The 21,858-nt window shown below is 68.3% G+C and carries 21 protein-coding genes and 1 other RNA gene; 10 read left to right on the top strand and 12 right to left on the bottom strand.

Annotated elements, in window-relative coordinates:
* Positions 1-55 precede the first annotated feature (55 nt).
* Positions 56-1,444 (top strand): TIGR03862 family flavoprotein, encoded by a 1,389-nt coding sequence (locus tag BM144_RS05105; RefSeq protein WP_092950227.1) that lies wholly within the window; start codon positions 56-58, stop codon positions 1,442-1,444.
* A 135-nt stretch (positions 1,445-1,579) separates the two neighbouring features.
* On the opposite strand, the gene ffs is transcribed toward BM144_RS05105, so the two are convergent.
* An RNA gene (gene ffs, locus BM144_RS05100) (signal recognition particle sRNA small type) lies at positions 1,580-1,676 on the bottom strand.
* Positions 1,675-3,294, bottom strand: coding sequence for a methyl-accepting chemotaxis protein (locus BM144_RS05095; protein WP_245783544.1), 1,620 nt, complete (start codon positions 3,292-3,294; stop codon positions 1,675-1,677). Before BM144_RS05095 ends, ffs begins: the two co-directional genes overlap by 2 nt.
* 129 nt (positions 3,295-3,423) lie before the next feature.
* Between BM144_RS05095 and dnaX the strand changes: the two genes are divergently transcribed.
* From dnaX to BM144_RS05065, 6 genes are all read left to right on the top strand, one after another.
* The gene (dnaX, locus tag BM144_RS05090) at positions 3,424-5,388 is read left to right on the top strand and encodes a DNA polymerase III subunit gamma/tau (protein ID WP_092950225.1); all 1,965 of its coding nucleotides are present in this window, start codon (positions 3,424-3,426) and stop codon (positions 5,386-5,388) included.
* Between the two features lie 106 nt (positions 5,389-5,494).
* On the top strand, positions 5,495-5,827 hold the full coding sequence (locus tag BM144_RS05085) for a YbaB/EbfC family nucleoid-associated protein (RefSeq protein WP_092950224.1): 333 nt from the start codon (positions 5,495-5,497) through the stop codon (positions 5,825-5,827).
* 93 nt (positions 5,828-5,920) lie between these two features.
* On the top strand, positions 5,921-6,520 hold the full coding sequence (gene recR, locus BM144_RS05080) for a recombination mediator RecR (RefSeq protein ID WP_175525957.1): 600 nt from the start codon (positions 5,921-5,923) through the stop codon (positions 6,518-6,520).
* 65 nt (positions 6,521-6,585) lie between these two features.
* Positions 6,586-6,990: an MAPEG family protein gene (locus BM144_RS05075; RefSeq protein ID WP_092950222.1), complete on the top strand. Its 405-nt coding sequence runs from the start codon at positions 6,586-6,588 to the stop codon at positions 6,988-6,990.
* Between the two features lie 181 nt (positions 6,991-7,171).
* Positions 7,172-8,233 (top strand): ABC transporter substrate-binding protein, encoded by a 1,062-nt coding sequence (locus tag BM144_RS05070; RefSeq protein WP_092950221.1) that lies wholly within the window; start codon positions 7,172-7,174, stop codon positions 8,231-8,233.
* Positions 8,234-8,453: 220 nt separating this feature from the next.
* Positions 8,454-8,606, top strand: a complete 153-nt coding sequence (locus BM144_RS05065) for a DUF3096 domain-containing protein (RefSeq protein ID WP_092950220.1) — start codon at positions 8,454-8,456, stop codon at positions 8,604-8,606.
* A gap of 100 nt (positions 8,607-8,706) precedes the next feature.
* On the opposite strand, the gene BM144_RS05060 is transcribed toward BM144_RS05065, so the two are convergent.
* Together BM144_RS05060 and gloB are read right to left on the bottom strand one after the other, a co-directional pair.
* Positions 8,707-10,236 (bottom strand): transglycosylase SLT domain-containing protein, encoded by a 1,530-nt coding sequence (locus BM144_RS05060; protein WP_092950219.1) that lies wholly within the window; start codon positions 10,234-10,236, stop codon positions 8,707-8,709.
* A 4-nt stretch (positions 10,237-10,240) separates the two neighbouring features.
* Positions 10,241-11,023, bottom strand: coding sequence for a hydroxyacylglutathione hydrolase (gloB, locus tag BM144_RS05055; protein ID WP_175525956.1), 783 nt, complete (start codon positions 11,021-11,023; stop codon positions 10,241-10,243).
* Here gloB and BM144_RS05050 point away from each other — a divergent pair.
* Together BM144_RS05050 and rnhA are read left to right on the top strand one after the other, a co-directional pair.
* Complete coding sequence (locus BM144_RS05050; protein WP_245783543.1) at positions 11,022-11,930, top strand: class I SAM-dependent methyltransferase; 909 nt, start codon at positions 11,022-11,024, stop codon at positions 11,928-11,930. The two genes, gloB and BM144_RS05050, sit on opposite strands and share 2 nt — an antisense overlap.
* Entirely contained in the window at positions 11,927-12,376 is a 450-nt protein-coding gene (gene rnhA / locus BM144_RS05045; protein ID WP_092950218.1) for a ribonuclease HI, read from the top strand. Before BM144_RS05050 ends, rnhA begins: the two co-directional genes overlap by 4 nt.
* A gap of 57 nt (positions 12,377-12,433) precedes the next feature.
* Here the strand turns inward: rnhA and BM144_RS05040 are convergent, their stop codons facing one another.
* The 8 genes from BM144_RS05040 to BM144_RS05005 form a co-directional block, all read right to left on the bottom strand.
* The gene (locus tag BM144_RS05040; protein WP_092950217.1) at positions 12,434-12,787 is read right to left on the bottom strand and encodes a thioredoxin family protein; all 354 of its coding nucleotides are present in this window, start codon (positions 12,785-12,787) and stop codon (positions 12,434-12,436) included.
* A 67-nt stretch (positions 12,788-12,854) separates the two neighbouring features.
* Positions 12,855-14,207 carry a molybdopterin molybdotransferase MoeA gene (gene moeA / locus BM144_RS05035; protein ID WP_092950216.1) on the bottom strand — a complete coding sequence of 451 codons (1,353 nt, stop codon included), beginning with the start codon at positions 14,205-14,207 and terminating at the stop codon, positions 12,855-12,857.
* Between the two features lie 18 nt (positions 14,208-14,225).
* A complete protein-coding gene (locus BM144_RS05030; RefSeq protein WP_092950215.1) occupies positions 14,226-14,813 on the bottom strand; it encodes a GNAT family N-acetyltransferase in 588 nt (195 codons plus the stop codon).
* Complete coding sequence (mobA, locus tag BM144_RS05025; protein WP_092950214.1) at positions 14,810-15,445, bottom strand: molybdenum cofactor guanylyltransferase MobA; 636 nt, start codon at positions 15,443-15,445, stop codon at positions 14,810-14,812. The genes BM144_RS05030 and mobA overlap by 4 nt, the downstream gene beginning before the upstream one ends.
* 106 nt (positions 15,446-15,551) lie before the next feature.
* The gene (moaA, locus tag BM144_RS05020) at positions 15,552-16,694 is read right to left on the bottom strand and encodes a GTP 3',8-cyclase MoaA (protein ID WP_092950213.1); all 1,143 of its coding nucleotides are present in this window, start codon (positions 16,692-16,694) and stop codon (positions 15,552-15,554) included.
* Between the two features lie 97 nt (positions 16,695-16,791).
* Positions 16,792-17,562, bottom strand: a complete 771-nt coding sequence (locus BM144_RS05015; RefSeq protein ID WP_092950212.1) for an SDR family oxidoreductase — start codon at positions 17,560-17,562, stop codon at positions 16,792-16,794.
* Positions 17,563-17,658: 96 nt separating this feature from the next.
* Entirely contained in the window at positions 17,659-18,888 is a 1,230-nt protein-coding gene (locus BM144_RS05010; RefSeq protein ID WP_175525955.1) for a tryptophan 7-halogenase, read from the bottom strand.
* An 11-nt stretch (positions 18,889-18,899) separates the two neighbouring features.
* The gene (locus BM144_RS05005; protein WP_092950210.1) at positions 18,900-20,909 is read right to left on the bottom strand and encodes a LodA/GoxA family CTQ-dependent oxidase; all 2,010 of its coding nucleotides are present in this window, start codon (positions 20,907-20,909) and stop codon (positions 18,900-18,902) included.
* Positions 20,910-21,210: 301 nt separating this feature from the next.
* Here BM144_RS05005 and BM144_RS05000 point away from each other — a divergent pair, with 301 nt between their 5' ends.
* Positions 21,211-21,843, top strand: coding sequence for a superoxide dismutase (locus tag BM144_RS05000; protein WP_092950209.1), 633 nt, complete (start codon positions 21,211-21,213; stop codon positions 21,841-21,843).
* Positions 21,844-21,858 lie beyond the last annotated feature (15 nt).

Genomic DNA, 21,858 nt, shown 5'->3' with positions numbered 1-21,858 from the left:
CTGCGCACCGTGGTGTGCCCCCGCCAGATTCCACCTGCCAACCGATTGCATCGATATGTCTTTTTCCGCTCCGGCGCCTGCCGCCGCCTATCCGCACTGTGATGTTGCCGTGATCGGCGGCGGACCGGCAGGCCTGATGGCTGCCGAGACCCTGGCGGGCCGTGGCCTGGCAGTGCATGTGTTCGATGCCATGCCGTCCGTGGGGCGCAAGTTCCTGCTGGCAGGCAAAGGCGGTCTCAATTTGACCCACTCCGAACCCTTCGGACCTTTCGTCGAGCGATTTGGCGCGCGGGCATCCGTGCTGAAGCCGTTGTTGGAGAAGTTCGGTCCCGAGGCGTTGCAGGAGTGGGCGCGTGGCCTGGGTGTAGAAACTTTCGTGGGTACATCGGGCCGGGTTTTCCCGTCGGATATGAAAGCAGCCCCGCTACTGCGGGCCTGGCTGCACCGTCTGCGCGGGATGGGCGTGCAATTCCACATGCGCCACCGCTGGCAGGGGCCGGCTGACGGCATCGAAGGCGCTGGCGGCGGCCGGAGCGGGCACGTGCTGCGCTTTGCCGCACCTTCCGGAGTGGTGGATGTCAAAGCGGGCGCCGTTGTGCTGGCGATGGGCGGAGCCAGCTGGCAGCGCCTGGGCTCCGATGGGGCATGGGTTCCCTGGCTGGCGGGGCGCGGGGTACAGGTGGCGCCACTGCTGCCTGCCAATTGCGGATTCGACGTGCTGGGTCCTGGCGCTCCGGCTGACGAGACGCGCAGGGAGTTTCTGGACGCGCTCATCGGGCGGGAAAGCACGGCTCCCGTGGGCTGGACGCCGCACTTCAAGGAGCGATTCGCCGGTCAGCCATTCAAGTCGGTGGCGCTGCATTTCACGGACAGCCAGGGCCGAGCCTTCCATCGCCGAGGCGAATTCGTGGCCACTGCTTCAGGCATCGAGGGCAGCCTGGTCTATGCGGTTTCGGCGCTTCTGCGCGACGAGATTGCGGCCCATGGACACGCCACTTTCATGCTCGATCTGTTGCCGGACCATACCCCCGAGCGGGTGGAGAAAGAGGTGCGCCACCCCCGTGGCTCCCGCAGCCTGAGCAGCCATCTCAAGAGCCGCCTGGGCCTGGAAGGCATCAAGGCGGCTCTCCTCTACGAGCAACTGGGCAAGGATGGTCTGCAGGACAGCCGGGCGCTGGCGCATGCGATCAAGGCGCTGCCGGTCACCGTGGTGTCTGCGCGCCCTCTGGACGAGGCCATCAGCACGGCCGGTGGTGTCGCGTTCGAAGCGCTGGATGCCACGTTGATGCTGGCGGCCTGGCCGGGCGTGTTCTGCGCGGGCGAGATGCTGGACTGGGAAGCGCCCACCGGCGGATACCTGCTTTCTGCATGCATGGCGACCGGCTTTGCGGCAGGGCAGGGTGTGCTGAAGTGGCTGGAAGAGGTGCAGCCCATGCGGGTGTGACCGGCATGCACTTCGGCGCGGCCGGCAGGGCCACGCCGGAGGGGTGAGAGTCTGTGGAATCGGGGAGGCGAAATATCCATTTCGCTCCATGCTGCCTGCGCGCGTGGCGGATGCCACGGGCCTGCGAAAGAAGAAGTTGACGAGCCTTACCCCCGGCACTGGCTCCACGGTTAGGGCTGCTTGGTTCCCCACCTGACCCGGTTGGCCGCTTCCCCATGCGGGGAGGCCCGTCAGCGGCGATTGTACCCAATGCCTGGAGGGTCCCCGGCCAAATTCCCGGGTACGGCTCCGGTGATCTTGAACACGTCCACCAACTGCTCGAGTTTGGCCGCCTGTGCCGTGAGGGATTGGGCCGCCGCCGCCGCTTCCTCCACCAGGGCAGCGTTCTGCTGAGTGGCCTGGTCCATGTGGGTCACGGCCACATTGATCTGGTCGATGCCCGAGGACTGTTCATGGTTGGCCGTGGCGATGTCCTGGATGAGGCCTGCAACCTGCCGGACGCTGTCCACCACCTCGGCCATCGTGCTGCCGGCCTGGTCCACGAGCCGGGAGCCTTCTCCCACCTGCTGGACCGACGTATCGATCAACTGCTTGATCTCCTTGGCGGCAGCGGCCGAGCGGTGGGCAAGGCCGCGCACTTCCGCCGCGACGACAGCGAAACCCCGGCCCTGCTCGCCCGCGCGGGCGGCTTCCACGGCGGCGTTGAGCGCCAGGATGTTCGTCTGGAAGGCGATGGAATCGATCACGCCGATGATGTCGACGATCCGGCGCGACGATGCGTTCACATCGCCCATGGTGGTCACGACCTGGCTCACCACCGCGCCGCCGCGCTGGGCCACTTCCGAGGCCGTGCGTGCCAGCCCCGCGGCATGGCGGGCATGCTCCGCATTCTGTCGCACGGTGCTGGTGAGTTGCTCCATGGACGCCGCGGTCTGCTGGAGCGAACTGGCCTGTTGCTCGGTGCGCGCGGACAGGTCATGGTTGCCCGCAGCGATCTCTGCGGATGCGTTGGCGATGGACTGGGTGCTGGTGCGGACTTCGCCCACGATGTGGGCGATGCTCTGGCGCATGCGCTCCATGCCATGCAGCAGGCTGGAGCGGTCGGCCGGCTTCAGTGGAATGTGCATGGAAAGATCGCCCGCGGCCATGCGGCTGCTGATGTCGGTGGCTTCTCCGGGCTCCCCGCCCAGGTCTCGAAGCAGTCCGCGTGCCAGCAGCAGGCCCACGCCCAGCAACGCCACTGCCAGTGCGAGCGCAGCCAGTCCGAACTTCAAGATGCGTGCATTGACGGTGGATGCCACCGTGTCCACGTACACGCCCGAACCCACGACCCAGTTCCACGGGGCGAATCCCTTGACGTAGGAAACTTTGAGCACCGGGTCCGTGCTTCCTGGCTTGGGCCACATGTAGAGAACGAAATCCGCGCCCTGGCGCTTGACCGCATCGACGAAGGCCACGAAAAGGCGCAGACCGGTAGGGTCCTTGTTCTCCGAGAGATTCTTGCCCTCCAGTTCGGGCCGGATCGGGTGCATCACCATGACGGGTTGCATGTCGTTGATCCAGAAATATTCATTGCCGCTGTAGCGCATCGAGCGCAGGCTGTCCTGGGCCATCTGGCGTGCCTGGGCGTCGGTGAGCTTGCCCTGCGTGGAGAGCGCGTGGTAATGCGCGACAAGGCTGTGGGCGGCTTCCACGTTCTGGCGGACGCTGTTCTTGCGCTCCTCCATGATCAAATCCTTCTCGGAAGCGAGAAGGATGACCGTGATGAGTGCGATGCCGAGCAGGGCGCAGCCGATGAGAAGGCCCAGGCGCCGGGAGATGCCCATAGAAGGCCGGTGTGCGGTGGTCATGGACGAGTCCTACGGAGGTCTTTGCCGATCCGCGGCGGCCCGTGGAGGTACGTGGCGCCGGAGGGCTCTTGCATGCTAAGGGAACGGATGAGCACCGTCAGGGCGTTCGCCCCCCGTAGAATCCCGCAGATGTCCTATCTCGTGCTCGCCCGCAAGTACCGTCCACGCAATTTCTCCGAAATGGTGGGACAGGAGCACGTGGTACAGGCGCTCTCGAATGCCCTCACCCAGCAGCGTTTGCACCACGCCTACCTTTTCACGGGAACCCGCGGCGTGGGGAAGACCACCGTGTCGCGCATCCTGGCCAAGTCGCTCAACTGCCAGGGCCCGGACGGGCAGGGCAACATCACTGCAACCCCCTGCGGGGTCTGCCAGGCCTGCACCGACATCGATGCCGGCCGCTTCGTGGATTACACCGAGCTGGATGCCGCGTCCAACCGCGGCGTGGACGAGGTCCAGGGGCTGCTGGAGCAGGCCGTATACAAGCCGGTGCAGGGCCGCTTCAAGGTCTTCATGATCGATGAAGTGCACATGCTCACGAACACCGCATTCAACGCGATGCTCAAGACGCTCGAAGAGCCGCCCGAATACCTGAAATTCGTGCTGGCCACGACCGATCCGCAAAAGGTGCCCGTCACGGTGCTTTCGCGCTGTCTGCAGTTCAATCTGCGGCCGATGGCGCCGGAGACGGTGCTCGACCACCTCACGAAGGTGCTGGTCCAGGAGAACGTGCCTGCCGAACCCCAGGCGCTTCGCCTGTTGTCGCGCGCTGCCCGGGGATCCATGCGCGACGCGCTGTCGCTGACCGACCAGGCCATCGCCTTCGGCAGCGGCCAGTTGCAGGAGGCCGGCGTACGCCAGATGCTGGGCAGCGTGGACCGGTCCTACGTGTTCCGCCTCATCGAAGCGCTGGCCCGGGGCGACGGCCGCACGGTGGTCGAGACTTCCGAGGCATTGCGCGTCAACGGGCTCTCCGCTGCCTCCACGCTCGAAGAGATGAGCGCCGTGCTCCAGCGCATGGCGGTGCTCCAGGCGGTACCGCAGATGGCCGAAGCGGTGGGCGCGTCCGATCCGGAGGCCGCGGAAACGGCGCGCCTGGCGACGGCGATGCCGGCGGACGAAACCCAATTGCTCTACAGCATCTGCCTGCACGGCCGCGCGGAACTCGGGCTGGCGCCCGACGAATACGCCGCCCTGACCATGGCGCTGCTGCGGTTGCTGGCATTCAAGCCGTCAGCGGAAGGCGGTGTGTCTTCGGCGGAAAAAAAAACACTTCCATCGCCCCTTGAGCGGTCTACCCGCGATCCGGTAGCGGCGCCACCCGCGCAAATGCCCGCTACCGCGGCCGCCGAACCGGCTGCGGAAGCCTCCCGGCAGGCCCAGGACGATGCCCCTCCCTGGCCAGAAGAGGATCAACCGGTGGTGCAGGAGCCGGCGCGCTCGGCAGTGCCGCCTCCATCGGCGCCGGAGGCTTTGGCGCCTGCTGCCCATCCCGCCGGCAGTCCGGTCCGGGGCTCCGATGCCGTGGTTCGCCTGCCTGTCAGAACACCGGAGACATCGAAGCCAAATCGCCCCGATGCCGTCGAAAACATTGAAAAGATTGCTCCTGAATTTGTAGCAATTCCGGTGCGGGTGGCCCCCGAGCCTGGCGTGCGGCTGCAACCAGTGGCGCCGACGGGGCCCATGCCCGCATCGGCGCGCTACACGCCAACCGAAGAGGGTGACGTGTGGCATGCCACGGTCATGCAGCTGGTTGCGGCAGAGGCCATCGGCGCGCTGGTGCGCGAGCTGGCCCTGCAGTCGCAGCTGGTGGCGCGCGATGCCGATCACTGGCTGCTGCGCGTAGAGCGCGAGTCGCTGAACCAGCCGGTGGCGCGTGAGCGGCTCCGCGCTGCCCTGGAGGCGGCAGGCTTCGCCCGGCAGATCAGCGTGGAACTCGGGGTGGTGATCGACAGCCCGGCACGGCGCAACGCCCACGCGGCCGCGGAGCGCCAGCGCCGCGCCCAGGAGATCGTGGAAAACGACCCCTATGTGCAATCGCTGGTGCGTGACTTCGGCGCGAGAATCGTGCCCGGCAGCATCAAGCCAGCATGATCCCGGATGCCGCAAAGCGCGGCCGGCGCAGCCCGGCCCCCGCCCGCTGACCCATTTCTGCTTTCGCTTTTGTCTTCGACCCCTCAGAAAGAAAAGGAAACCGTACATGTTCAACAAAGGACAACTCGCCGGCCTCATGAAGCAGGCGCAGGCCATGCAGGACAACCTGAAAAAGGCCCAGGACGAACTGGCCAACATCGAGGTGGAAGGCGAATCCGGCGCGGGTCTCGTCAAGGTGCTGATGACCTGCAAGCACGACGTGAAGCGGGTGACGATCGACCCCAGCCTGCTGGCGGACGACAAGGACATGCTCGAGGATCTCGTTGCGGCCGCTTTCAACGCGGCCGTTCGCAAGGCCGAGGAAACCTCCCAGGAAAAGATGGGCAAGATCACCTCCGGCATGCCGGGCCTGCCGCCCGGCATGAAGTTCCCTTTCTGACCTTGGCCCCGGGCCCCGCTCGCACACCTGCCGGGCCTGATGGCGGGGCCTGGCATCCCACCCCTGTGTTTTCCCTCCTTCGGGCTTTCCGCCATGGCTTCCGCCTCTGACATGCATTCCCTCGACAGCCTGGTTCAGGCGCTGCGCCGGTTGCCGGGCGTGGGCGTGAAGTCGGCCCAGCGCATGGCGTTCCATCTGCTGCAGCACGACCGCGAGGGCGCCCAATTGCTCTCCCGCGCGCTGCATGAGGCGGCCTCGTCGGTGCGGCACTGCGTGCGCTGCCACACGTTCACCGAAGGCGAGGTGTGCGCGACCTGCCTGGATCCTTCGCGCGACGCATCGCGCCTGGCGGTGGTGGAAACGCCGGCCGATCAGGCGGCGCTGGAGCGGACGGGGGCCTTCAGGGGGCTGTATTTCGTGCTCATGGGCCGGCTGTCGCCACTGGATGGCGTGGGCCCGAAGGACATCGGCTTCGGAAAACTGCTGGAGCGCGCCTGCGACGGCGTGGTCCAGGAAGTGATTCTCGCCACCAATTTCACGGCCGAGGGCGAGGCGACCGCGCATGCCCTTGGCGAAGTCCTCAAGGCACGCGGGGTGCACGTCACACGCCTGGCGCGGGGCGTGCCTGTGGGCAGCGAACTGGAGTACGTGGACCTCGGCACCATCGCCCACGCGCTCGTCGACCGGCGTTAGCCAGCTATACAATTGATAGCTTGAAAAGCCCGGCACGCGGGCTCCAGGCATATGAAAGCTGTGACATGAATTCCCTGCACATCGTGCGTTTCACCGTGGCGTATTGGTGCGTTTTCGCGATGGTGCTCATGCCGATCGCGTGTGCTTTCGTGGCCAAGCGCGGCAGCTTCCAGGGCAAGGACAACCATGACCCGAGGGGGTGGGCCGCGAAGCAGGGGGACTGGCGCGCACGCGCCCTCGCGGCACAGGCCAATACCTTCGAGAGCCTGCCTTTCTTCATCGGGGCAGTGATCGTGGCGCACCAGTTGGGTGCCGGCCAGACCCTGCTCGACCTGCTGGCCCTGGCCTTCGTGATGCTGCGGGGCTTCTACGTGCTGATGTACGTTTCGGACATGCCCACGGTGCGCAGCGCGGTGTGGCTGGCCGGTTTCGCGGTGAACACCGCCATTTTCTTTCTCGGGTACCGGTAGCAGCGCCTGTGCCTGCGTGTGCAGGCCCTGCCCACCCATTTCTTTTCGAACCCCTGCCATCTGGAACGGCGCCTCCCCGGGCGCCGTATTTTTTACGGCTACAGGGATTGTCCCCGGTGCCCGTGTGGGGCTTTTTGAGGCAGGATTGCTGCACTGCAGCATTCGTTGCATCCTTTCTTCCATGAGACCGCCTTCCGTCGATCGTCGCCGCTTTGCCGCGATGGCCATGTCCCTTCCGCTCGGGGGGCTGGCTTGCGGCACGGCAAGCGCCATTGCTCCGCCCTTCACCGCATCGGGGAATGGGCGGGTGCGCGTGGCGGTCGGAGGCATGGGCTTGCTCTACCACCTCCCTCTCACCGTCGCGCAGGAGCTGGGGTTCTTCCGTGCGGAAGGGCTGGAGGTGTCGGTGCAGGATTACGCTGGCGGTGCACTGGCCCTGCAGGCGGTCCAGCAGGGTTCGGCCGACGTGTGCTCCGGTGCCTACGACCACACGCTGCGCATGCAGTTGCAGGGGCAGACCTACATCGCATTGATGCTGCAGGGCCGTGCGCCCCAACTGGCTTTCGCGGCATCGGCCCGGTCGTGGCCGGTGCGCAGCGTGCAGAGTTTCAAAGGCCTGCGCGTCGGGGTGACCGCGCCCGGTTCGTCCACCCATCTGGTGGCGCAGATGGTGCTCTCGCAGAACGGGGCGTCGCTGGAGGGCATCTCCTTCGTCGGTGTCGGTGCGTCGGGTGCTGGCGCTTTGGCCGCGCTGCGCCAGGGGCACGTCCATGCGCTGTGCCATGCCGATCCGGTCGTGAGTGTGCTGGAGCAGCGCGGCGAGGTCCGCCTGCTGTGCGATACGCGCACGCTGAAAGGCACCCAAGACCTGTTCGGGGGCACGATGCCGGCTGCGAGCCTGTATGCGCCCCGGACCTTCGTACAGCAGCAGCCCGCTGCCTCGCAGGCCCTGGTCCATGCGATGGTCCATGCGCTCAAGTGGTTGCAGACGGCGAGTGCGGCCGATCTCATGCGTGTGGTGCCCCAGGACTACCTGCTCGGCGACCGAGGGACCTATCTGGCTGCTTTCCACAAGGTGCGCGACACCTTCTCGCCCGACGGCCTGATGCCCGACGACGGGCCCGCCACGGCCCTGCGTACACTGGCCCGGCTGCGGCCGGAGTTGGCCGCGTCCAAGGTGGAACTCGGGCGCACCTATACCAACGAGTACGCACGCAAGGCCAAGGCGAAGTTCAACGCCTGACGCGCCAACCCCGATGCGGTAGCTCCGAGTCAGCAGGACAGCCGGTACGGCAGTCCCTCGCCCGGGCACTTCGGCACAAGTGGCGCCATGGTCCGACAGGGCTTGCCCAGGGCGGGGCGGTAGAGTCCGTGCCACTGCGCGTCAAGGCTCCCGCGCAGCGGAGCTGCAGCGAGTGCAGTTCGGTAGCTACTCAGCCATCCACCCACCAAGGACGTTTTCCATGACGCTGAACCTCAGCATCGGCCCGCTCGTGGCCCTGATCGCAGGCATTCTCATTCTGGTCATGCCGCGACTGCTCAACATCATCGTGGCGCTCTACCTGATCGTGATCGGCCTGCTCGGTCTGTTCGGCATGCATTCGCTGCGGCTCTGACCGCGGAGGGAGAAAGGCGGCGCTGCCGTTGCTGCGCCTTTCTCCCGGCCCGGCGGTGCAATGGCAGTGCGAAGGCACCGCCGTGCCGCTTCCCTGGTCTTCAGCGCTTCTTCACGCGCGACGGTGTGCCGCCCTTGCGCGAAGGCGCGGGCGCTGCCGCCTTCTTCGCATTGCTCCTGGCGGGAGCGGCTTGCTTGCTGCTGCGTCCAGAGGTCGAAGGGCCTGCCGCCATGCGCACCGGCAGGTACACCACCACCTGCTCTCCCACCTTGAAGGACGCCGTGGCCTTCACGTCGTTCCAGGTGGCCACGTCGGCCGTGGTCACCTTGTAGCGGCGAGCGATGGTCGACACGGACTCGCGCTTGCCCGCTTTCACCATGGTGCGGCGCGTCACGGTTTCGGGCGTGAACGCCACCTGGCCGTTGTCGGCCACCTGTCCGGGCACGTCCGCCTGCGTGGCGGTGTTGCGGGGCACCATGAGTGCCGAACCCGCCTTGATGAGCATGCGGGGCGGGATCTTGTTCACACTGCGCAGGTCGGCCTCGCTCATGCCCACACGCTGCGCGGCTGCCGACACGCTCATGGTCGTCGGCACGCTCCATACCGTCCAGCTCGCATACTGGCCTTCCGTGTAGGCTTCCAGGTTCTTGCGGAACACCTGGGCGTTGTCCCAGGGCAGCAGGATCTGCGGCATGCCGGCCGCGAGGATGATGGGCTTGTGCAGCGAGGGATTGAGCGCGCGGAAGTCTTCCTCACGCACGCCGGCGAGGCTGGCCACCAGGGACACATCGATGTCGCGCGTGATGTCCACCGTCTGGAAATAGGGGTGGTTTTCGATCAGCGGCAGTTCGGTGTTGAACCGCTCGGGGTTGGCAACGATGTTCTTGACGGCCTGCAGCTTGGGCACGTACATGCGCGTTTCCGCCGGCATGTTCAGGTCGGTGTAGCTCGTTCCCAGCCCCTGTTTCTGGTTGCGGGCAATCGCCCGGCTCACATTGCCTTCGCCCCAGTTGTAAGCCGCCAGTGCGAGGTGCCAGTCGCCGAACATGCCGTAGAGCCTCTGCAGGTAGTCGAGCGCGGCCCGCGTGGAGGCGAGCACGTCGCGGCGATCGTCGCGGAAAGCGTTCTGCTTGAGCTGGTAGTCGCTGCCGGTGGCGGGCATGAACTGCCACATCCCCACCGCCTTGGCGCTGGAAACCGCCATGGGGTTGAAGGCGCTTTCGATATAGGGAAGCAGGGCCAGCTCGGTCGGCATGCCGCGCAGCTCCAGCTCCTCGACGATATGGAACAGGTACTTGCTGGAACGCTCGGTCATGCGCTGCATATAGTCGGGCCGGCTGGCGTACCAGAGTTCGCGGTCGCGCACGAGGTCCTGATCCAGGTCGGGCATGGAGAAGCCGCGCCGCATGCGGTCCCACAGATCGGCCGGCGCAGCCAGCGAGGCCACGCTGAAGTGGCTGGCGTCCACTGCCGTGATTGGCCGCAAGGGCCCGGCCGGGAAAAGCGGCGGGGTGCTGGTGGCGGTGCCGGTCGTCGGAGAGGCGGGTGCGTCCTTGGTCGCAGTGCCGGGAGCGGCGCAACCGGTGAGCCAGAGGACGCTTGCAAGGCCCAGGATGTGCAGGAGTTTCATGGGGTCAGAAGGGTCGGAATTCGTTTTTCCATTGCCGCAAGGCGGCCAGCACGGAGGCAGGCTCGGCGGTGTCGACATGGGCATCGAAAGCCTGCGCTGCACGGGCCACGGCGGGCTCGCGGGTGCGCAGGAAGGGGTTGACGTCGCGCTCCGTGCCGATGCGCGAAGGCAGGGTGGGCTGGCCTTCGGACCGGCGCGTCTCGCATTCCCGGCTGTACTGGAGCAGCGCGGGATTGACGGGTTCCACGGCCCTGGCGAAAGCAAGGTTCGAAAGTGTGTATTCATGGGCGCAGCACACGCGGGTTTCCGGAGGCAGGGCGCCCAGCCGGTCCAGGGAGTGCTGCATCTGCTCCGGAGTGCCTTCGAAAAGCCGGCCGCACCCTCCGGAAAACAGGGTATCGCCACAGAAAAGAAGAGGGCCCCCCGGTGCATCCGCCCCGTAGTAGGCGATGTGGCCTGCCGTATGGCCAGGAACGTCGATCACGACCATGCGCAGGCCCAGCACTTCGACCACATCGCCGTCCGAGAGCCGCTGCACCGGTTCCGGAAGGGTTTCTCGCGCCGGCCCGAGGACGGCGGCACCGGTGGCGCTGCGCAGTTCTGCCACGCCGCCGACATGATCGCCGTGGTGGTGGGTGACTAGAATCGCCTGCAACGCCAGGCCCTGGTGCTGCAGAGCCTGCAGCACCGGGCCGGCCTCCCCCGGATCGACCACGATGGCGGAACGCCCGTCGTGCAGCATCCAGATGTAGTTGTCGGTGAAAGCGGGCAGCGGCAGCAAGTTCATGAGCGACGAAATTATAGGTTTGCACCATTGGTTCGACTCACCGCCCGGCCGTTACCTGCTGGCGTGGGAGCAGGAGCGTTACGACGAGATGGTGGCCGATGTGTTCGGTTACCACGCGCTTCAGCTCGGAATGCCGGGCCTGTCCGGATTGAGGGCCAACCGTATGCCGCACCGCTGGCTGGCCCTGGGGGCCGCGGAGGCGCTGCTCTGGCCGCCGATGGCAGGCGGCGTCGAAGCACCGTTCGCGGGACCGGGAGCCGCATGGGGCGGTGCGCGCCAGGACGCCGTCCGCACGGCGCTGCTGGCCGATCCTGTTGCGCTGCCGTTTCCCGAAAACAGCCTGGACCTCGTGCTGCTGCCCCATGCACTGGAGCTCAGCGCCGATCCGCACGCGGCGCTTCGCGAAGTGCACCGCGTGCTCATGCCCGAGGGACGGCTAGTGGTGAGCGGCCTCAATCCTGCCAGCCTCTGGGGGCTGCGCCAGCGCCGGACCCGCCTCTACCAGCGGCTGGGCGCGGGCGGCAAGCTCTATCTGCCCGATGTGGGCGAGTTCATCGGGCATTGGCGGCTGCGCGATTGGCTGCGGCTGCTGAATTTCGAGATCGAGACCATCAGCTTCGGTGCTTACCGTCCGGCGGTGCGCAGCACACGCTGGCTGCAGCGCTATGAATGGCTGGACGCGGTGGGCGCGCGCTGGTGGCCGATACTCGGGGCCGCCTACATGGTGGTGGCCGTCAAGCGCGTGCATGGCATGCGCCTGCTGGAGCCCTCCTGGCGAACGGGCACGGCGCCCCAGGGCCGGGCGGCCCCTGTATCCGTGGCACAGCGCAATGGCCTGAAGGGCAGGGTTGGCGGCCACGGGAACCCGATGAACCATCGAACGACAACGGAAGCGAGCGAGTTTTGAATCAGGTAGTGATCTACACCGACGGGGCATGCAAGGGCAACCCTGGCCCGGGCGGATGGGGGGCGATATTGCGCTCGGGAGCGTTGGAGAAGGAATTGTTCGGAGGCGAGCTGGGCACCACCAACAACCGCATGGAGCTGCTTGCGGTGATCGAAGCCCTCGCCGCGCTCAAACGACCCTGCGCGGTGACGCTCTACCTCGACAGCCAATACGTGCGCAAAGGCATCACCGAGTGGATCCAGGGCTGGAAGAAGAAGGGCTGGCGCACGGCGGCCGGTCAGCCCGTGAAGAACGTGGAGCTGTGGAAGCGGCTCGATGAACTGGTGGCCCAGAGCGGCCATGTGATCGACTGGCGCTGGGTGAAGGGACACGCAGGCGACCCGGGCAACGAGCGGGCGGATGCACTCGCCAACAAAGGGGTGGACAAGGTGCTAGGCCGCGGCTGAAGCGCCGGCAGGGCGCACCTTGCTCATCTGGCTGCCGCACAGCCGATGCACATGCGATCAGGCCGGTCCGATGCTGATGGCTGGCGCGTGGACGATGGCGTGCATGCCGGACTGCACCGCCGCGAGATCCTGCGGCCGTACCTGCCGATCGATTTCCTTGCCATCGCGCAGGAACACGAGCGTGGGCCAGAGCTTCACGCCGAAGCTGCGGCCCAGAGGGCGGCCCGGCCCGTCCTCCACCTTGATGTGCTGTACGTTGCCATGCTCTTTCAGCGCGGCTTCGATGAGCGGCTGGGCGCGCTGGCAGAAGCCGCACCAGGGCGTACCGAATTCCAGGACCGCAGGGCCCTGAAGGCGGTCGATCTCCTCCCGCGTGGGGGAGGTGGCGAGGTGCTGTGCGGTATAGGGCATGGCGGGGCTTTCGGTCGAAGGTGGGAAAGATGGCCTGAGCCTAAGCCGCGCGTGGCCGGCCACGGTGTCAGAGCATGCCGTCAAACAGCAGCACGTCCACGGTTTCGCCCGAGGCCACGGGGCCACGGTCGTGCGGCAACACGATGAGCCCATGCGCCTGCACCATCGAACTCAGCAATGCCGATCCCTGGGGGCCGGTGGTGCGCACGCGCAGGCTGCCGTCCCCCTCCTGGAAAACGATGCCGCGCTGGTACTCGGTCCGCCCGGGGCGCTTGTTCAGCGGCTCGGCCGCCAGGGCGCGCAGCGCAGGCGGCGCAGTCCGGGTGCTGCCCATCATGCGCCACAGCGCCGGGCGCACGAACACCAGAAAGGCCACCATGGCGGCCACCGGGTTGCCTGGCAAGGCGAACAGGACGGTACCGGTGCCGTCCTGCAGGCCAGTGCGGCCCGGGTCTTCCGTGCGAGGTATGCGGCCTGCCGCCATGGGCCGGCCCGGGCGCATGGCGATGCGCCAGAAGTCCACGCTGCCCAGGCGGTCCAGCAATGTGCGGGTATGGTCGGCCACGCCTGCGCTGACCCCGCCACTGGTCACGATGGCATCCGCGTGCGACGCGGCTGCGCGCAGGGTCGCTTCCAGGGCCTGGGGCTGGTCCGGCACGGCGCCGAGATCGACGGGCTCCACCCCCATTCGCACCAACAGGCCGAACAAGGTGTAGCGGTTGCTGTCGTACACGGCTCCTTCGCGCCAGGGCGTGCCGAGGCTCAGGATTTCATCGCCCGTCGAGAAGAACGCGACGCGCAACCGGCGGAAAACCGGAACCGAGGCCAACCCCAGGCTGGCGATCAGGCCCAGCGCGGCCGGGGTGATCGAGGCACCGCGCTGGAGGGCGGGACGGCCGCGCGCCAGGTCTTCCCCTGCGCGCCGCCGGTGGTCGCCGCGCCGCACTGCGCCGGGCGGGACCTCGGCGATTTCCGCGCCGTTGGCGCCGCTTCGGCCAATGGCCGCTTCCTGCGGGACCACGGTGTCCAGCCCTTCGGGCATCGCGGCACCGGTCATGATGCGGACGCACTGGCCCGGTTCCAGGGGGCTGGACCAACGGTGCCCGGCCGGCACGGTGCCCACCACCTGCAGCGAGAGTGTCTGCCCCAGTACCAAGGCCGAGCCATCGAAGGCGAAACCATCCATGGCGGAGTTGTCGTGGGGCGGCACGTCCATGGGGGAGACGATGTCCCGCGCCAGCACGCGGTCGAGCGCGGCGAAGATGCCGACTTCCTCCACATCGCCGACCGGCGTGGACGTAAGGTTGGAGAGCAGGGCATGCACCGCTTCCACCGGCAGGTCGGAAGCGGTCCGGCCACCAGCGAGTGCCGCCGATGGTGCTGGCCCGGAAAAAGGCGACTCAGCGGTGGGGGAGGTCATTGCGCTTTGCTCCGCAGTTCAGGGGGACGCCGGTGCATCGGCCTGCGCGGCGGAATGCAGCGGACGGGCCATGTGGAGTTTGTCGTAAGCGGTGCCAGCCACCACGATGGCACGCGGCAACAGGCCCCAGGCCCGGAAGCCCTCGCTCTCGTAGAGCCGGACGCTGTGCCCGTTCATCGCCGTCACCGTGAGCAGCAGTTGGTCGAGGCCCTCCACCTGCTCTGCAATGCGCAGGCACTCGCGCAGCAACTTCCGGCCGATGCCGCAGCGCTGCGCGGCGGTGGAAACCATCATCCCCACCACATGGGCGCAATGGCGCTGCTGCAAGCGCTCTTCGCGCTCGCAACCGATGCTGCCCAGCAGTTCTTCCGTGGCGGTATCGAAAGCTCCGAGAAAGAAAGTGCCGGACGGCGGAGGACCGAAGCGCCCGGCATACGACTCGGCGGTGCGTCGCACCGCGCTGGCGTGGTCGGACGTGAAGGCCTCCGGTGCATCGTGCAGTGCGGCATCCCGCAAGGCTTTGTAGGCGTGCACATGCATGGCGTCCAGCACGGCGATGCGCAGAAAGCGTGGGCCTGCACGGAACTCGATCGGCTCGGCGGTCATGGTGCCAGGGTCTCCAGCAGGCGCAATTCGGCCAGTGTGTTGGCGTTGCGGAATGCCTGCGGATCGTCGCCCGGCTGGTCGAATGCGGCCGTGGCGAACGGGTGGCGCGCGATCCAGTCCATGACCCTGCGGCCTCCGTCGGCCAGGTATTCGCGGAGGTCTTCCCGCAGCGCCACGCTCAGCAGGCAGGCCACGGGATGGAACCGCAGGGCCGGGTCGGCTCCGCCCGAAGTTTCCGGTGCGGCCGCAATGGCAATGGCCGCTCGCGCCTGTGTGGCGGCCTCCGCCAGCCGCTGTGCCAGATCGGGCGGAAAGCGGGGCGTGTCGCAGGGCACGGTCAGCAGCCAGGGTGCGTTGCAATGCACCAGGCCAGTCAGCAGGCCTGCCAGGGGGCCGGGGTGGTTCGCGAGGGTGTCGGCCACTACGGGCACGCCGAAGCCCGCATAGGCATCGAGGTTACGGTTGGCGTTGATCGATAGCTTTCCGGCGCCTACCTGCGGGCGCAGCCGCTCCAGCGCATGCACCGCGAGCGGGACGCCCTGGAAACGCTGGAGGCCCTTGTCCAGCCCGCCCATGCGGGAACCCTGGCCTCCGGCAAGCACCATGCCGGCGATGTCTGCGCGTGCGATCACGGCAGGTCCCTACGCCGCGCAGGCGCAGCGCGTGCCGCGGCGCAGCCACGGCCGGCCCGGCAGCAGGGGCCGGGGCGCATCGGCGCTGGCATGGGCTCTTCGTGCTTCATCCGCCGATGTAGCTCATTTCGACACGGCGAGCGGCGGCTACCCCTGCATCGGCGGGCAACAGGCCGCGCAGTTCGGAGTAGCGGTCCGTGCGCCCTTGCCAGATGCCCGCGATGGCCGCAGCCATTTCGGTATCGTCCGCGCCGCCGCGCAGCAGCGTGCGCAGGTCCCAGCCCTGGGTGGCGAACAGGCACAGGTACAGCTTGCCTTCCATCGACAGTCTGGCGCGGTTGCAGTCGCCGCAGAAAGCGCGGGTCACGCTGCTGATGGTGCCCACTTCGCCGAGCGCCGGGTCGTACCGGCCCTGGGCGTCGGCATAGCCCCACCGCTCCGCGGTTTCGCCGGGGGCGGCAGGCGCAAGGGGCACGAGCGGAAGGTGTTCGCGCAGCCGCGCGATCACGTCGGCGGATGGCAGCACCTCGCCCATGCGCCACCCGTTGGTGGCGCCCACGTCCATGTACTCGATGAAGCGCAGCGTGATGCCGGCACCCCGGAAATGGCGCGCCATGGGCACGATCTCATGGTCGTTCGTGCCGCGTTTGACCACCATGTTGACCTTGATGCGCTCGAAGCCCGCGCGTTGCGCGGCCTCGATGCCTCCCAGCACCTCGGCCACGGGAAAGTCCACATCGTTCATGCGGCGGAAGACGGAGTCCTGCAGGCTGTCGAGGCTGACCGTGAGCCGCGCGAGCCCGGCGCTCCTCAGTGCCTGCGCCTTGCGCGCGAGGAGCGATCCATTGGTGGTCAGGGTCAGGTCGGGCACCCGGCCTTCGGCCGTGTGCAGTCGGGCCAGTTGCTCCACCAGGTTTTCGAGGTGCCGGCGCAGCAGGGGCTCGCCGCCCGTGAGGCGGATCTTGCGCACCCCATGGGCAAGGAAAACGCGGGCCAGGCGCGTAATTTCCTCGAAGCTCAGCAGGTCGCTGTGCGCCAGATAGGGATAGTCCTTGCCGAACACTTCCTTCGGCATGCAGTAGCTGCAGCGGAAATTGCAGCGGTCGGTGACGCTGATGCGCAAATCGCGCAGCGGGCGGCCGAGGGCATCGCTGAGCCCGCCGGAGGGCGCAGCGAGCGGGCCTTCGGGAACGCGGGGCCTCAGCGCCGCAATGCGCTGGTCCACGAGGGGAATCACACGTTCGGCCATGGGAGGATTCTGCCGCATGGCCGCCGTAGGGGTATCGCCCGAACGGTCCGGATTTGACATCCGTCAATCCGGTGGGCGCTGCGGGCCCGTCCGCGGTTCAGACGCAGCGGGCGCCATCCACCTCGATGCAGGTGCCGCTCACGAAGGCAGCCTCGTCGCTGGCAAGGTAGAGGGCGGCGTTGGCCACGTCGAGGGCCGTGGAGAAACGGCCCAGCGGAATGGTGGACAGGAAGCGGGCACGCCGCGCCTCGTCCAGCGGGCCGCCCGCGAACTCGGCGGCGAGTCCGGTGTCGGGGTTGAACACGGGGTTGATGCAGTTCACGCGGATGTTGTCCGGCCCCAGTTCGGCGGCCATGGATTTGCTGGTAATGATGACGGCGGCCTTGGAGCCGTTGTACCAGGTGAGGCCCGGGCGGGGCCGCAGCCCGGCCGTGGAGGCGATGTTGATGAAGCTGCCGCCGCGCCGCTCCGGGTTGGCACGCATCGCGGGCACCGCATGCAGGGCCGACAGGTAGATGCTCTTGACGTTGACCGCGTAGACGCGGTCGAACTCCTCCTCGGGCACTTCGAGCATCGGGCGGTTGCGGTGGGTCCAGCCGACGTTGTTGACCATCACGTCGAGCGCGCCGTGGCGCACCACGGCCTCGGCCACGAGGGCGAGCACCTCTTGCGAACGCGTCATGTCGGCGGCAAAGGCATGGGCGGCGCCTCCACCGTCGCGGATGGCCTGGGCCACGCGCTCTGCAGCTTCCGGCAGGATGTCGTTCACGATGACGCGGCCGCCCTCGGCGGCCAGCCGCCGGGCGATGCCTTCGCCGATGCCGCCGCCGGCCCCGGTGACGATGATGGATTTGCCCTCGACGCGCATGGCGGGAATCTCCTGGTATGCCGTGACCGGCTGAACGATCGGACGATGCGGCCCGCGAGTCTGCGGGCCGGTAGGGGGGGGAGGGCGGCGCTGGCTTCAAGGCCGAGGGGCAGGCCGTCCGGCGGCAGCGCGGGGCGAGCCCGCCGAGGCCAGTGTAGCGGCCACCGGCAATGGCAACCTCGCCGCATGACGGCGGGCCCAGAACGGCGCTGAGGCCCAGCGCTGCTCCGCGGCATAGACGTGGGCCAGCTGGGCGCGGTAGACGTGGTGTATGGAGCGCAGGTGCCCGGCATACCGGGCCGTGGCCAGGGCATCGCCGCCGTCTTCGGCCAGCATCGCCTGCGCGGCGCGCAGACCGGTATAGAGCGCGTTGCCGATGCCTTTTGAGGACAGCGGATCGAAGGCCAGCGCGGCGTCGCCCACGGCCAGCCAGCGCTTTCCCGCGGCACGGTCCAGCTCGGAGCTGCTGGCATCGGCCCCCTGCGCGGCGGCCCCCGGCTGGTAGCCGTGGGCGGTGCACAGCGCGCTCAGGCGTTCGGTGGACTGGAGCCTGCGCCACAGGCCGCCATCGGCCAGCAGTTCGCGGCGGTCGAGCAGGTCGGCATCGCCGAGCAGCGCCACCAGCCGGTCTCCGCCGGGTAGCAGGGCGCTGTACCACCAGCCGTCCGGGACCGCCTCGACCCAGGTGCGGCCGTCGCGGTCGCCGTGCCCGGGGCTGCGCAGCCGCTGGTGGAAGGCGATCAGTGCGTCATGGCCGATCCGCTGAGCGCCCAGCCGGATGGAGGGGGCCGAGGCCCGACCCGTGGCATCGACGAACCAGCGTGCCTCGGCGGCGTCGGTGGCGCCACCGGCCTGGCGCGCCCGGATGTGGTGCCTCGGCGCGCCTTGCGCCGGTGGATCGATCTGCAGGTGCGTCGCCAGGCAGACCTGGGCGCCGGCCAGGGAGGCTGCGCCACGCAGGCGCGCGTCGAAGCCTGCGCGGTCGAGCTGGAGCCCGTCGCCCTGGAGGTGCCGCAGGGTGTCGCTGGCATGGCCGGCGCTGTCGCCCCAGAAGGACCAGCTGCCGTGGCTGGGCCGGTGCCCATCCGCGAGCACCTGGTCGCGCAGGCCCAGTTCCGCCAGCAGGCTGAAAACGGCGGGCGGCAGGTTCTCGCCAACGCGCGCCACGCTGCCGTCGCCAGCGTCGGCCAGCAGCACGCGCCAGCCCGCGCGGGCCAGCACGATGGCGCAGGCCGCGCCTGCCGGCCCGCCCCCGGCGATGGCGGCATCGAACGGTGCGCCGGAAACACTCCGGCCACCCGCCGCCCCGGAGGGCTCGGGCGGCATGCGGCCCGGCATCACGACCGTGGCGGCCCCTTGCGCACCGGCAAGGGTGCGCGGCGGGCCTCCTCGTGCGAGCGGAAGTTGGCGCCCGGCGGGAGTGCAGGCGCGGCCTCCTGTCCGGGCGTGGCGGCCTCCTCGCCCAGCAGTTGCGCCTTGCCCTGCAGCATCGGCGGGGTGCCGTCCACGGCGCTGCGTGCATCCATGGGCGGTACGTCGGGGCCGTATGCCGCGACCATCATCCGCTCGGGAAAGCGCGCATCGCCCCGGACGCCCGGGCGCACTTCGAGCAGTCCCATCGATCCGAAGATGCGGACCATCGTGGTCATCACTTCGGCCGTGGAGCCGCGCAGGGGCTTGTTCCAGTCGGTGCGGTTGGTGAAGGCCGCGATGCGGCGCTCGATGGGCTGGTGCGGATCGACGACGATGGCGTAATCCTGCTCGGTGAGCACCTGGTTGGGCACGCGGGCCGGCCAGAACGCGGGTGCGAACGGGTCGTAGTGCGTGTCGTAGCCGGCGCGGCACCAAGCGGTGTCGGCCTGCCAGGGAAGCCCCATCCAGCGGTTGAGGTCGCCCGGCCCCTGGGCGTTCAGCGGGCCGTGGCCCGAGAGCGCGGTGACCTGGTCGAGCGTGGGGCCGTAGTCCGGCTCGGCCACGCCGGCGGGCCGGCGGCGAATGCGGAAGGGGGCGCTGTAGAGGCTCAGGTGGCGCATGGGCCAGGTCAGCTCGCAGCCGGGATGGAAGGCGTCGGCCAGGCAGAACTCCAGCGCTGCGCGGTCCAGCGTGGCGGGTTGGTCCTGCAGAGGCACGGCCTCGATGCAGTCCGGCGGGACCGGGGTGCGGCCCCAGTCCGCGGTGAACAGGCCCGCGGCCCAGCGCGCCAGGATGTCGCTCTGGGTCTGGCTGATGCTGGCGTTCTGGCGCGGGCTCTGCCCGGCCGGCAGCGTCATCGCGTCGCCGTAAAGCCATGGCCAGGGCAACTGGTTGCCGTCCTGCGGCTGCGGCGGCCGGAAGCTGTTGAACACCTGCCGGCGCAGTTCCTTGTTCGGGTCGTAGGCTCCGGGTGCAGGCAGTGCGCAGAGCCGCTCGATGAACGCGGGGCTCTCGAAGTCGAAGGCGCCGTTGTGCCCGAACTGCGTCGCAAAGCCCTGGTTCACCCACTGCAGGCCCGAGAGCCGCTGCAGGATAGGGTACACGTCGTCGGTGAAGGAAACCTCGGCCGGCGCGGCTACCCAGCCGGCCTGCACGTACAGATCCTGCAGCAGATCGTAGAGCGTGCGTTCGGCCTTGACCTGCGGTGCGTAGTTCGGCGGTGCGCTGACCACCCAGGCCGGCTCTACCGGAACCGCCTGCCCGTCCACGCGCACGGTGGCCGAGACGGGCCCGTCGCAGGTGTCGTCGTACCAGCCGTCGGCATTGATGAAGGAGTTGTCGTCTCCGTCGATGTAGATCGGGCTGCCCGTGGGCGAGGCGGAGATGCCATAGCCGGGCAGGAACAGCAGGCGGCCCTGCGCGTCGGTGCGCAGTTCGCCGAGCTGCACCGGCACGCCCGTGAAGCGGCCCGTGCAGGCCACGGGCGGTGCATTCCGGCCGGCGATGCGCTGCGCGCCGGCGTCGATGGCCAGCGTGTCACGCTCGGTGGTGTTCTTGGCATTGCGGCGGGGCAGCACGGTGGTGGCCGCCTCGGGGATGTCCATGGCGATCTGCCACTGGTACCAGTCGGCCTTGCGGTTGGCCACGTGCACTTCCCAGGCGATCTCGTCCGAACCGGCGGTCAGTTCGCGGACCACCGCGCCGGCAGCGTTGTAGCCGTAGACCCGAAACTCGGCCGCTTCGCGCTTGAGCGCGCCGGCCGCGTCGCGGTAGAAGCCCGGTTCCTGGGCGGCCGGGTGGACCACCTGGGGGCCGATGTAGAAAGCTTCGCGGCTGTTGCCTACGCGGGAGATGCCGATGGCGGGGTGGATGGCGGCGCGCACGATGCGCGTATCCGCTGCCGCGCCGTTGGCGGTCGACGTGCTGTCTGTCATGGAAACCCTCTCTGTCGTGGCCGTGCGGGCGGCCAGCCATGCATTGTTGGAATGTGAACGCGTCCCGCGCCTGCCAGCCGGGCGGCCGGCGGCGCAGGACCGGGCCATTGTCCCGGCATGCCCCGGGGTGGAAGTCAGGGTTTTACCGGAGCCGGCACCCCCGCCGCGGCGTTGCGCGCGGGCAATAACCCACTTGACATGCATGCGAATAAAAATAATTATCATTTGCATGGTGATGGCTGCCTGGATTCGACGTTCTGGATCCTGCGCTACCGCAAACCTTGTCCAGAAAGTGAGAACCATGCCCTACACGCTGCCTGCCTTGCCCTACGCCTATGACGCCCTGGAGCCGCACATCGACGCGCGGACGATGGAAATCCACCACACCAAGCACCACCAGACATACATCAACAACCTGAACGCCGCGCTGGAAGGCACGCCGCATGCCGACACGCCCATCGACGAACTCGTGGCGCGCCTGCAGGCGCTGCCCGAAGCGCTGCAGACCGCCGTGCGCAACAACGGCGGCGGCCATGCCAACCACAGCCTGTTCTGGACCGTGATGGCCCCCGAGGGGCAGGGCGGAGGCAGCCAGCCCACGGGCGCGCTGGCCGAGGCGATCGACCGCGACCTGGGCGGCCTGGGCGCCTTCAAGGAGGCCTTCACCAAGGCCGCGCTCACGCGCTTCGGCAGCGGCTGGGCCTGGCTGGTGGTCGATGCCGCAGGCCGCCTGGCGGTGGAGAGCAGCGGCAACCAGGACAGCCCGCTCATGGCCGGGCTGCTGTCGGGCCACACGCCGATCCTCGGGCTGGACGTGTGGGAACACGCCTACTACCTGCAGTACCAGAACCGACGCCCCGAATACATCGCGGCGTTCTATCGTGTGATCCGGTGGGACGAAGTGGCCCGCCGGTACGCGAACGCCCGCGGTTGACCCGCACCCGCCCGC

Origin of the sequence: Paracidovorax konjaci, assembly GCF_900112675.1 — a bacterium.
Classification (GTDB): domain Bacteria; phylum Pseudomonadota; class Gammaproteobacteria; order Burkholderiales; family Burkholderiaceae_C; genus Paracidovorax; species Paracidovorax konjaci.
The sequence above is the reverse complement of the archived record's forward strand: the minus strand, read 5'-3'. Positions and strand labels throughout refer to the sequence as shown.